This is a genomic window from Citrobacter sp. Cb004, from assembly GCF_030337065.1.
GTDB lineage: Bacteria > Pseudomonadota > Gammaproteobacteria > Enterobacterales > Enterobacteriaceae > Citrobacter > Citrobacter braakii.
In genome coordinates this window covers 1-11595 of record NZ_JAOWCH010000060.1, presented here as the reverse complement: position 1 = coordinate 11595, position 11595 = coordinate 1, and the positions used below count along the sequence as shown (strand labels likewise).

The 11595-nt window shown below is 43.2% G+C and carries 9 protein-coding genes and 4 pseudogenes; 6 read left to right on the top strand and 7 right to left on the bottom strand.

Annotation, left to right across the window (positions count from 1 at the left end; all coding sequences use genetic code 11):
• Positions 1–15: 15 nt before the first annotated feature.
• Positions 16–713 (bottom strand): IS1-like element IS1B family transposase gene (locus OGV65_RS13695; protein WP_095033700.1). Its coding sequence is split into 2 segments (ribosomal slippage): positions 16–464 and positions 464–713, totalling 699 coding nucleotides; the frame shifts between segments, so codons are not numbered across the junction.
• Between the two features lie 56 nt (positions 714–769).
• Here OGV65_RS13695 and OGV65_RS13690 point away from each other — a divergent pair.
• A pseudogene (locus OGV65_RS13690) lies at positions 770–1183 on the top strand (IS630 family transposase); the annotation flags it as partial.
• A 483-nt stretch (positions 1184–1666) separates the two neighbouring features.
• Here OGV65_RS13690 and OGV65_RS13685 read toward each other — a convergent pair.
• Positions 1667–2341: a Crp/Fnr family transcriptional regulator gene (locus OGV65_RS13685; RefSeq protein WP_286455065.1), complete on the bottom strand. Its 675-nt coding sequence runs from the start codon at positions 2339–2341 to the stop codon at positions 1667–1669.
• A gap of 387 nt (positions 2342–2728) precedes the next feature.
• Here OGV65_RS13685 and OGV65_RS13680 point away from each other — a divergent pair, with 387 nt between their 5' ends.
• The 4 genes from OGV65_RS13680 (at position 2729) to OGV65_RS13665 (ending at position 5968) form a co-directional block, all read left to right on the top strand.
• Positions 2729–3520 carry an EthD domain-containing protein gene (locus OGV65_RS13680; RefSeq protein WP_286455062.1) on the top strand — a complete coding sequence of 264 codons (792 nt, stop codon included), beginning with the start codon at positions 2729–2731 and terminating at the stop codon, positions 3518–3520.
• A 12-nt stretch (positions 3521–3532) separates the two neighbouring features.
• Positions 3533–4441 carry a DAPG hydrolase family protein gene (locus OGV65_RS13675; RefSeq protein ID WP_286455060.1) on the top strand — a complete coding sequence of 303 codons (909 nt, stop codon included), beginning with the start codon at positions 3533–3535 and terminating at the stop codon, positions 4439–4441.
• A 117-nt stretch (positions 4442–4558) separates the two neighbouring features.
• Entirely contained in the window at positions 4559–5041 is a 483-nt protein-coding gene (locus tag OGV65_RS13670; protein WP_286455067.1) for a phenolic acid decarboxylase, read from the top strand.
• 69 nt (positions 5042–5110) lie between these two features.
• Positions 5111–5968 (top strand): MBL fold metallo-hydrolase, encoded by an 858-nt coding sequence (locus OGV65_RS13665; RefSeq protein WP_286455058.1) that lies wholly within the window; start codon positions 5111–5113, stop codon positions 5966–5968.
• 125 nt (positions 5969–6093) lie between these two features.
• On the opposite strand, the gene OGV65_RS13660 is transcribed toward OGV65_RS13665, so the two are convergent.
• The 4 genes and pseudogenes from OGV65_RS13660 to OGV65_RS13645 form a co-directional block, all read right to left on the bottom strand.
• The gene (locus tag OGV65_RS13660; RefSeq protein ID WP_286455057.1) at positions 6094–6756 is read right to left on the bottom strand and encodes a TetR/AcrR family transcriptional regulator; all 663 of its coding nucleotides are present in this window, start codon (positions 6754–6756) and stop codon (positions 6094–6096) included.
• A 134-nt stretch (positions 6757–6890) separates the two neighbouring features.
• Positions 6891–7367 (bottom strand): annotated as a pseudogene (locus OGV65_RS13655) (IS3 family transposase); the annotation flags it as partial.
• An 80-nt stretch (positions 7368–7447) separates the two neighbouring features.
• Positions 7448–8956, bottom strand: a complete 1509-nt coding sequence (ltrA, locus tag OGV65_RS13650; protein WP_001189109.1) for a group II intron reverse transcriptase/maturase — start codon at positions 8954–8956, stop codon at positions 7448–7450.
• Positions 8957–9628: 672 nt separating this feature from the next.
• Positions 9629–10057 (bottom strand): annotated as a pseudogene (locus tag OGV65_RS13645) (IS3 family transposase); the annotation flags it as partial.
• Positions 10058–10121: 64 nt separating this feature from the next.
• Between OGV65_RS13645 and OGV65_RS13640 the strand changes: the two are divergent.
• Complete coding sequence (locus OGV65_RS13640) at positions 10122–11273, top strand: IS30-like element IS30H family transposase (RefSeq protein WP_191249251.1); 1152 nt, start codon at positions 10122–10124, stop codon at positions 11271–11273.
• 9 nt (positions 11274–11282) lie between these two features.
• Here OGV65_RS13640 and OGV65_RS13635 read toward each other — a convergent pair.
• A pseudogene (locus OGV65_RS13635) lies at positions 11283–11531 on the bottom strand (transposase); the annotation flags it as partial.
• Positions 11532–11595: the final 64 nt, after the last annotated feature.

The window sequence follows — 11595 nt, the reverse complement described above, 5'->3', positions numbered from 1 at the left end:
GGTAATGACTCCAACTTATTGATAGTGTTTTATGTTCAGATAATGCCCGATGACTTTGTCATGCAGCTCCACCGATTTTGAGAACGACAGCGACTTCCGTCCCAGCCGTGCCAGGTGCTGCCTCAGATTCAGGTTATGCCGCTCAATTCGCTGCGTATATCGCTTGCTGATTACGTGCAGCTTTCCCTTCAGGCGGGATTCATACAGCGGCCAGCCATCCGTCATCCATATCACCACGTCAAAGGGTGACAGCAGGCTCATAAGACGCCCCAGCGTCGCCATAGTGCGTTCACCGAATACGTGCGCAACAACCGTCTTCCGGAGCCTGTCATACGCGTAAAACAGCCAGCGCTGGCGCGATTTAGCCCCGACGTATCCCCACTGTTCGTCCATTTCCGCGCAGACGATGACGTCACTGCCCGGCTGTATGCGCGAGGTTACCGACTGCGGCCTGAGTTTTTTAAATGGCGGAAAATCGTGTTGAGGCCAACGCCCATAATGCGGGCGGTTGCCCGGCATCCAACGCCATTCATGGCCATATCAATGATTTTCTGGTGCGTACCGGGTTGAGAAGCGGTGTAAGTGAACTGCAGTTGCCATGTTTTACGGCAGTGAGAGCAGAGATAGCGCTGATGTCCGGCAGTGCTTTTGCCGTTACGCACCACCCCGTCAGTAGCTGAACAGGAGGGACAGCTGATAGAAACAGAAGCCACTGGAGCACCTCAAAAACACCATCATACACTAAATCAGTAAGTTGGCAGCATCACCGCCGGGCCAAAATGAAAAATACTATCTGGCCGGGGTCTTACACAGCGGAACGGGCAAAGTCAGCTACGTGGGCGGCGGCAGCAAAAGTTCGATGCTGTTTATTAGCCTGCTGAAACACCTGAAAACCACGTACCGACGGGCAAAAATGATAACACTCATCGTGGACAACTACATCATCCATAAAAGCCGAGAAACGCAGCGCTGGCTGAATGAAAATCCTAAGTTCAGAGTGATTTATCAGCCGGTTTACTCACCGTGGGTGAATCACGTTGAGCAGTTATGACAGGCGCTGCACGACACGATAACGCGCAATCATCAATGCCGTTCAATGTGGCAGCTGCTGAAAAAGGTACGGCATTTTATGGAAACCGCCAGCCCATTCCCCGGAGGTAAACATGGTCTGGTAAAAGTGTAGCGGTATTAGGATCAGCTAGTTAGTACCATCCAATGTATCTGTTTTGTAAGAAACAGATATCTATACATAGCTTTGTGTTCAAATTTAATTTTAGCATTTTTGGATAATAAATTTATTAAAATCCAATTATAATATTTCATCTGGATAGAGAGCATGATGTAATTCTGTTTTGATATTATTTCCCATTTAGTGATTCTCCTATGTTCACCCCTGTAACCGCTGCGTTTTTTTGACGCATTGTCAATAAAAATCATTCAAAAATAGCTCACTATATTGTTATTTGATAGTACTAGGCATAATAAATTACAGAGTATCTAAAAACAATATTCAAAAACATTAATTAATTACTAAAAATGGTTCGATAAATTAAAACCCACTGCTCTTACCAATTTTTCTTATCCACAAAGTGTGGCATGTAGTAATATGAAATTAAAAACCTCGCACTCCATGTGCTTTATATCACGATTCTTAAATCCTTCATTTTTATCTATTAGCTATATCTCTTAACCCTCCAATATCTAAAATTTCGATATATCCATAATTCAGGCATACAAGATGTTGATTTTCAAATCTTTTAAGTGTCTTTGCAACATATGGACGAGAAAGACGTAAGCAATCAGCCATGAATTGCATTGTTAATGGTATGTGGCGTTCTTTTTTAATGCCGCTTTGCCCTTCCTCACAATCAACAAGGAATGATGCAAGGCTTGCTTCCCGAGATGCTACCTTATGTGTGTATAAAACCTTGTCCAAGTCATTAAGCCTATCAGCCAAACAATCTATGATCATAATTTTAAATTCATCATAACTGGCAAGCAGTTGGCTCACGCTACCGCGAGGAAGTATTAACAACTCTACGTCGGTGAGAGCGATAAAATCTCGATCAAGCGCTCTATTTTTCCAAGCATAATCGAAAAGAATCAGACGCCCTACGGGAATATGTGTCAGTAATATCTGGTTTCCATTTTCTTGCTGGGCACGAGTAAAGAGATGACCACGTAATGTCCATACAATGACGTCAACATATGATCCTTGATGAAAAACAATATTCTCAGCCTTTTCTTCACGTATACGACCTATTTGGCATAAAGCTTGCTGCAACTGCAGAGGTAATGTGCTCCAACTCGATATGGACGATATGGCTTTGGCTGTATCCATCGTACCCACCCTTTCAAATAATGAATAAGGCTAAAACTACCGATATTACTATCCTGTTGCCATTGTATAACTTAAAAATGCACGATAAGCATCATGGCATGTTTTTAACACAAAATGTATAAAATTCTTTAACAGTTCATTAAAATTTAATTTATTAAGCCTAACATATCCTCACGATAAAGCTAATTAGCGCACTTTTCATCCTTCGCCACTCATTGTGGTACAAAATTTCATAACTGTGATCTTTTTCACATTAACTATCTTACCTGATTTTTTCTCTTGACTTACTTTCACTATAAGAGCTTATTGTAGACTACAAATGGTAACCAGTGGTACTATTTGTGAAGAATATATAAAATTCATCATTAACTCAAGGAGTTAACTACGATGCTTAAGTTGCTTGCTGCTTCCCGTAAAAGACCTGGTCTGACTCGTGCTGATTATCAGAGATATATTGAATTTTATCATGGTACATTATCTAGAAAGGAACGTGGTTCATTACGTGAATATATTCAAAATCACGTAATTGATGGGGCCTTTGGTACACTTAGTGATCCTAGCTATGATTTAATTGCTGATCGAGACGCAGTTGTTGAGCTAAAATTTGATAACTTTCGAGACATGATCAATGCACTAGAACCTCAACAACCCAATGATTTAAGTGAAGATGGACATTTTTTTGCTGATGAGCCAAATAGCATTACTGTTATGGCTGAAGAGGAAGAGATTCCGGTTGCAAATCCATTACCAGAATTTAATCCTGGCTTAGGTCTAGTTAAAAATGTTGGTGGATTAAAAGTCTTACACTATGTCATGCGCGAAGATTCTGTATACCCAGAAGATTTTTCTAAATACTGGCGAGATGCTCATTTTGAGGCCCTGGAAAAATCAGCTTATGCTAAAAGCCAGCTTCGTCGGTGTGTTGCAAATTGGCGACTGCGACTCAACGATAATGATGCTGCGGCTCGAAAACATTTTAAAATGATTGATCCTCCAGTATACAACCTTGTTTCTGCACATTGGTATGATTCAATAGAGCAAGCGGGAGCATTTCGCGAATATCATGAAAACTTGATGAAAAACTCAAATAAGTTTGCTAACTGGTCAAAATCCTTCTTCTTATTCACTAAGCAGGTTGTGATTATTAGAGACACTGAAGGTTTTAAACATTTTGATTAAAGAGGATATACCATGTCTAAAAATAATATTTTTCCAGTCCGAGAACTACAAGTTCAGCAGAATTATACTGACCACTTAAAGCAAACACATTTAAAAGCAAAACTGCCACCTCTTTCAGATGAAGAGAAAGCACGTCCCTTTGCTAAGTATTATTATGAAGATATTCCTGCTCCTGATCCTGTGCATTACAGTTGTATGGATAAGCCATGCGATCCTGCCCTCGCATTACCTCCTGAAAAAATGAACGATTTACTTAATCCTGGTTATCTGGATATAGAAATTGGCTGGTGTAATCTGCCTAATGGTGCAGGGGTAATTGCAAATAAAATTGTTTATCCTGATATAACCGCAGAAATGATTGATTGGTGGTTTTCTTGGCATCCTTTGGAAGATCTTCGTTATCGCATTTGGTATCCACCACAACATGGTGGTTTAATGGTTAGCCCTGAAAACAGGAAAAGATTATTGGATGAATCAATTCCTTTATCGGAAAGAAATTGGGGAGTGATTCATCATGTAACCGAAGATACAAACACCGGCATGTCAAATATTGATATCCATTTTATGTCACCTACTGAATTTGGTTTTGATATGACTCGGTGGAAAAAACCTTTTGTTGCGACTGTAGCATGTGGACAGGGATGGGTCATACCCGTCGAAAAAACAGATGATTCAATCACAGCCCCAGCTATGATGTGCCATATATTTAGAGAAACCCCAGAAGGACTAGAGCATCGCACAAGATTCTGGTTGGGTTATCGTTTAGTAAATGGCCGACCTGAATTAACATTACCACCTGGCGCACGCATTCCAGAATCAGAGATTCAGGGGTTGGCGAGACATAATGTCTGCGAATTTACTCGTTTTAAATCATTCCTTCCAAGGATTTATAATGAATTTGATGGTCAAATGATTGTATAGTTTAAATGTAAATGAAAGACACTAAATAGTGTCTTTCATTATTTTTTACGACATAATGCATAAATTAATATAATTGGTGATGAAATGATCTCTTAAAATAAATATGATCTAAAAAGGATCGCTGGTAAACATCTTGTTTATACCTATGATAATGGATGGGATTACGAACTATATGTGAAGAATAGCAATACGATTGACTATCGAATCCATAGCGGTATGGTAGGTAATCGTTGGGTGAAAGACCAATTTGTTTATATTTCACGAATAGGTGAAAATATTTATAAAATTACTTGGGCTGAACCAACCGGTACAAACGTATGCCTAACAGTGAATTTTGACGATAATCTTTTACATGGAACTATTTATTTTCCCCGCTGGGTGATGTGCAATCCAGAAAAAACCATCTGTTTTCAAAATAATCATATACATGAGATGGAAACATATAGAGATATTGGGCCAATATATCCTATTGAAATTATTGACGAGTTTGCGACTATAACTTTTGTTCAGGAGTGTGGGATTAATAATGAAAATATAATTTGTTGTGCTGCTAGTGAACTGCCAGAAAATTTCCCAGAATGTTTGAAACAAATTCAATAAGCACAAAAGACTAATAAATGGAAAGGATGTTATTATATTTTAATTTATATTCCAATTTGGTGAATAATTATGACATTATCGACAAAGGTTTTCGTAAGTAGCGATCGGAATAATGGTTTTGGTGTAACATCAACTATTATTATGGGTAGAAATGATGCTATACTAGTAGATACTCAATTTACAATTTCAAATGCTTATAGATTAGTTGCAGAAATAATTGAGACAGGGAAGGAACTTAAAGTCATATATATAACTCATTTACATCCTGATCATTATCTTGGCCTGGCTGTTATAAAATCGGTTTTTCCATTTGCTGAAGTTGTATCTAGTGCAAGCATTGCCGATGAAATAAACGATGCTTTTGATTTTAAAATTGATTATTGGGGAAAATCGGTTCTTAAAAAAAATGGAGCCAGAGAAAAGGTCTTGATCCAGCCACTTTCTACTAACAAATTGCATTTAGACCGAAATGAGATCATCATTCTTAATGATATGTGTGGAGATTGCATTAACATTTCACCACTTTGGATCCCCTCCATTAAAACGATCATAGCATCTGATATCGTTTTCTCGGACGTTCACATTTGGATAGCTGATATGCGGAATAATGAAAGAATACAAGCATGGATGCATTCATTAGACATTCTTGAAGGGCTATCAGCAGATAAGGTTATACCCGGGCATAGCTCCTTACAACCGACTTTATCTCCATCTGCGATTAGTTTTACAAGACAATACATAAAAGATTTTTTAAAAGCGAATAGAAAATCGAATAATAGCGTAGAACTTATTAAGGAAATGAAAAGAATCTATCCACAGCTAACACTGGATATTTGCCTAGAATATAGCGCCAAGATAATTAACGATAAAATTTGTTGGCCTGGAGATTGGCCATTAGCATTGAGAGAAATGCGGTCTACTTTGTAGATATTTTATATATTGACTATTTAAATGTCTGCTTGGACATGTTAAGCATATAATAATAAGTCTGAGCCAATACATAAATTATTCTATTGTTCATTGGTAATAATAAATTATCCATGTCAGATAATTTATATTTTTAGTGCCAAAATGTTATCATTATATAAGACAGTGTTAATTGCATTTTTTATCTTTTTATTTTGTTCTTCATCACTTAAACTATAATCAGGATCCAACATTTTATGTAGCAATGAAATGCCAAGACACAGAGATACGAAGCTTTCAGCAATATACTCTGATTTTTCATCGGAGAATTTAAATCTCTTTGAGAGATGTTTTTTAAGTAAGTAAATACTATGTAAAGGGCCGGCAATGAAGAATTTTTTTGCCACATCAGGAAAAAAATCAGCTTCCGCTACTACAATTCGAAAAAGTGAACTTAATTCTTTATGAAAAATAGTTCTATATAAATTCTTACCAAATTTTTCGAGAACTAAATTCAATGACTCATTTTCAGACATGTCTTTTTCAAATGCACATTTCATTATCTGAGTCTGAGTTTCAATGACTGCAGAGAAAAGGTGACGTTTAGTGGGGTATCTCGAATATAGAGTTGCTTTAGAACATCTTAACATAGACACTATATCATTTATGCTTGTACGCTCATAGCCATGTTCAAGAAATACACATGTAGCAATTTCTAAAATGTCGTCAGCCTTGTTTTCCATCGTTTGTTGTGAGGGTCTTCCCGGACCATGTCTTTTTTTTCTTAAGAAAATTTTGTTTTCATTCATATTCTATCCTTACCATAAACGAATAGGTTGAACGCAATCTTACGTAGTATTTTGTTGAAAATCAAGTTTGTACTTCGAATGTTTATTACTTTTTTTCATATTAAAAATATATACACTGAATCGCCACGGATAATTTAGACACTTCCGAGCCGTTGATAATACTGGTTTTCATATTCTGTCGGTGACATCTGATCGCTAGAACCATGCCGACGTTTACTGTTATAAAACATTTCGATGTAATCAAAAATATCGCTGCGGGCTTCTTCCCGCGTTCCGTAGATCTTTTTCTTTATCCGTTCGCGTTTCAACAACTGGAAAAAGCTTTCTGCAACCGCATTATCATGGCAGTTACCGCGACGGCTCATGCTGCCCTCCAGGCCGTGTGATTTCAGGAACGACTGCCATTCATGGCTTGTGTACTGACTGCCCTGATCCGAATGAACCAGCACCTGTTTTTGGGGGTTACGCCGCCATACAGCCATCAGCAGTGCGTTCAGGACAATGTCTTTTGTCATCCGGGATTGCATGGACCAGCCGATAATTTTGCGTGAGAAGAGATCAACAACCACGGCAAGATACAGCCAGCCTTCGTGGGTCCTGAGTAGAGTAAGAGGCAGGGCGTAGTCGGACTATTTCCCTGCCTCTCCTCCCCGAACCGGACGTGCACCTTTCAGCGCATCCGGCTCTCCATTTAAATGCTGGCGAACGCCATTGCCACTTCTGTAAAGCGCGATGTATACGTGTTTCTGGTCTCCGTCCTCAGATAGGGATTACCTTCGGGTAGCCGCCAGCGGAACAGCTTCTTGCCTTGCCCCACCAACCGGTACAGTATTTCGCCGCTGAGCTTGCCGTGATTGGTTTTACCAAATAAAACCCACGTTTTGCTCTGACCCGGTTTCGGTGATTTACACCACCACCTCATCAGGGAAGCGATACCTGTACGGTATTTGCGGGCCAGCCAGTGAGCCAGCTTCCAGAACACGACACGGTCGATATAACTGAAGACTTTGGCCTTAAAATCAACGAACTTATAGAACATGGCCCAGCCTTTCAGTTTTCGGTTGAGTTGTTCAGCCATATCGACTTTGCTTTCACTGTAGTTGCCTGATAACAGTGCTGTCAGCGATGCGGCGAAGTTTCTGGCTTTCTCCTGCGGGATCGTTGAGACCACTCGCATCTCGCCATAACGACTGCGTTTGCGAATGATCCTGTGCCCCAGAAAGATAAAGCCGTCATTAACATGGGTGATTTTAGTCTTATCCATGTTCAGCCTGAGTTTCAGACTGCCTTCGAGCACACCCCGACACTCCTCCCTGATGGCTTCCGCCTGTGCTTTGGTGCCTTTGACGATGAGGACAAAATCATCGGCATAGCGGCAGTACGCCACCGCGGGTTTCCACTGCCAGTTTTCTCTGACCGCCGTACTTCGGCCCCGTTGGATACTGTTATTCCAGTACCACCGATCTTTTCTGGCTTTCCCGCTCAGGTAGCGCTCATGCAGGTATTGATCGAACTCATTCAGCATGATGTTCGATAATAGCGGCGATATAACACCGCCCTGTGGCACACCTTCACTGGCCGCCCGAAAGAGACCGACATCGATATGTCCCGCCTTGATGGTTTTCCACAGCAGAGTCATGAAACGTGCGTCACTGATCCTGCGGCGTACAGCCTTCATCAGCAGTCGATGATGTACGGTGTCGAAGTAACTGGACAGGTCGCCTTCAATCACCCAGCGTCCCCGGGTTTCACCGCAGTCTGTGAGCTGTAATTTCACCGTGCGGATCGCGTGGTGGACACTGCGCTCAGGCCGGAAGCCATATGAGAGCGTATGAAAATCACTCTCCCATATCGGCTCCATCGCCATCAGCATGGCCCGCTGAACAATACGATCCCGCAACGCGGGGATACCCAGTGGTCGCAGTTTGCCGTTGCTTTTAGGGATGTAAACCCGTCTGGCGGGCAAGGGCTGGTAGTGGCCTGAGAGTAATTCATCCCTGAGGATTTGCAGCTCAACAGCCAGTCTGGCCTGTAGCATTGTTTTGTTCACGCCATCAACGCCGGGGGTATGCGCCCCCTTTGATGAAAGCGTGATCCGCGCCGCTTCAGCCAGCCATTCTGGTTGTGTTATCAGACGCAGCAGCCGTTGAATCCGTAGGGACGGATCGGTGGCTGCCCATGTGGCAAGCTTGCGTTGCATTTCGCTGATTATCAAAGGTCTTCACCTCGTTAGGTCAGTTAATTCACGTCGCAAACACATTCAAACTGCTTCCCTTCGCCATGTAATGGGCTTTCCCCATCGCGGACTACTACGGAAGCTCCGCCAGCCAGCGCGTCATCGGAGCCATGCCCCCTTAACATCCGTCGCTGACCTTCCCCGGTTTACCTGCCTGGACTCAGGCATACTGAGGAGGCTGCCCGTCGCACTCTTTATCCTTGCTTGCCGCAAGTTGGCAGAAGTCAGCAACGCAAGCGTGATAGACGCTGCTGCCCCGGTGTTTCGCATACATGTCAAAACACCTTCGACCGGCAGTGCTTACGTATCACTGCCAGTTCCTCCTGCACGGCCTGTCAGATCACGTAGGCCGTGGTGACGTTTTCAACCCACAGAGGCGGATTAACGGGTTCATGTTCTTCAGCCTTTCAGTACTTAACCTTGAGGATCATCTCGGCTTAGTGATCTCGCCTCAATCCCCGTTGTCAGCGGGTTACATCACCCTGCGGGCATGCCGCAGGTCACTGCCGCTCAGGTTCTCCACCGTCACACCCGGTGGGATTGTTGGGGTTCTCATCGTGAGTTACCGGTTCAATATTCCAGACAGACTCGCGGTTCATTTAAGCATCCATGCCCGCCCTGAACTCCGGGCACACTGTAGGTTATGTCCGTTACCCAACGTTCATCCGGAGCATCCGGATTGAACTGTCGCTGAAGCCTGTTGGGCGACACGATACTGGCCTCGCCTTTACGAGCCCGCGGGCTCCGGTATCCGACCTGAGCCTTTATGCCGACACGTTTCATCAGTCGCCAGACTCTGTTCACTCCGCACAGTTGCCCGCTGTCCCGCAGATCCAAATGGATTTTGCGATAACCATAGACGCATCCCGATTCCAGCCAGAACTGTTTAATCTGTCCTGTCAGTCTCAGGTCTGCCTGATGGCGTTGTGAATGCGGCTGCTGAAGCCAGGCGTAAAAACCACTGGGATGAACATCCAGCACCCGACAGAGCAGGCGAACAGGCCAGCAACAGGTGTTGTCACGGATAAAGGCGTACCTCAGTCGGACAGCTTTGCGAAATACGCCGCTGTAGATTCAATTGGTCAACGCAACAGTCATGTGAAAACATGTAGTTGCGGAGGATTGTTGGATGAGACGGACATTTACAGCAAAGGAAAAAACATCTGTTTTTGAACTGTGGAAGAACGGAAAAGGCTTCAGTGAGATAGCTAATATCCTGGGCTCGAAACCAGGAACCATCTTCACGATGTTAAGAGATACTGGTGGCATAAAACCCAATGAGCGCAAGCGAGCTGTTGCTCACCTGACGCTGTCTGAGCGCGAGGAAATACGAGCCGGTCTGTCAGCTAAAATGAGCATTCGAGCCATCGCTACAATGCTGAATCGTAGCCCTTCGACAATCTCACGTGAAGTTCAGCGTAATCGTGGCAGGCGCTATTACAAAGCCGTTGATGCGAATAACCGGGCCAACAGAATGGCTAAAAGACCAAAACCATGCTTACTGGATCAGAATATGCCGTTGCGAGAGCTTGTTCTGGAAAAGCTTGAGATGAAGTGGTCCCCAGAGCAAATATCAGGATGGTTAAGGCGAGCGAAGCCGCGTCAAAAAACACTACGAATATCACCTGAGACAATTTATAAGACGCTTTACTTTCGTAGTCGTGAAGCGCTACACCACCTGAACGTACAGCATCTGCGCCGATCGCACAGCCTCCGTCATGGCCGGCGCCATACTCGCAAAGGTGAAAGAGGCACTATCAACATAGTGAACGGAACGCCAATCCACGAACGTTCCCGGCATATCGATAACAGACGCTCTCTGGGACACTGGGAAGGCGATTTAGTCTCGGGTACAAAAAACTCCCATATAGCCACACTTGTAGACCGAAAATCACGTTATACGATCATCCTGAGACTCAGGGGCAAAGACGCTTTATCAGTGAATCAGGCTCTTACAGATAAATTCCTGAGCTTACCTCCTGAACTCCGGCGATCACTGACATGGGACAGAGGAATGGAACTGGCCAGACATCTGGAATTTACTGGCAGCACAGGAGTTAAAGTTTACTTCTGCGATCCTCAGAGCCCCTGGCAGCGGGGAACAAACGAGAACACTAATGGGCTAATCCGACAGTACTTTCCCAAAAAGACATGCCTTGCCCAATATACTCAACATGAGCTGGATCAGGTTGCAGCTCAGCTAAACAACAGACCGAGAAAGACACTGAAGTTCAAAACACCTAAAGAGATAATTGAAAGGGGTGTTGCGTTGACAGATTGAATCTACAGCGGCTTTTTTTAATATGTCCCGTTCGTCGGTAACCCGCTTCAGCTCTTTCTGGAGACGGCGGATCTCGGCCTGAGCATCTGACTGTTCTTTATTAGTGGAAGAATCCGGACCGTACTTCTTTATCCAGGAGTAAAGGCTGTGGGTGGTGATATCGAGACGTGTTGCAACGCTGGCAACAGAATAACCGCGATCAACAACCTGTTTGACTGCTTCAATTTTAAACTCTTCGGGATAACGCTTACCGCTCATGGGCACCTCTCTTTAAGTCATCTTAAATGACTCTGAGGTGTCTGTTAAACCTGTGGCGATTCAC

Bases quoted from the DNA above. Each gene is read 5' to 3' on its own strand.
- OGV65_RS13685 (WP_286455065.1), bottom strand. From the start codon at position 2,341: ATGGATACAGCCAAAGCCATATCGTCCATATCGAGTTGGAGCACATTA.
- OGV65_RS13680 (WP_286455062.1), top strand. From the start codon at position 2,729: ATGCTTAAGTTGCTTGCTGCTTCCCGTAAAAGACCTGGTCTGACTCGT.
- OGV65_RS13675 (WP_286455060.1), top strand. From the start codon at position 3,533: ATGTCTAAAAATAATATTTTTCCAGTCCGAGAACTACAAGTTCAGCAG.
- OGV65_RS13665 (WP_286455058.1), top strand. From the start codon at position 5,111: ATGACATTATCGACAAAGGTTTTCGTAAGTAGCGATCGGAATAATGGT.
- OGV65_RS13660 (WP_286455057.1), bottom strand. From the start codon at position 6,756: ATGAATGAAAACAAAATTTTCTTAAGAAAAAAAAGACATGGTCCGGGA.
- ltrA (WP_001189109.1), bottom strand. From the start codon at position 8,956: ATGCAACGCAAGCTTGCCACATGGGCAGCCACCGATCCGTCCCTACGG.
- OGV65_RS13640 (WP_191249251.1), top strand. From the start codon at position 10,122: ATGAGACGGACATTTACAGCAAAGGAAAAAACATCTGTTTTTGAACTG.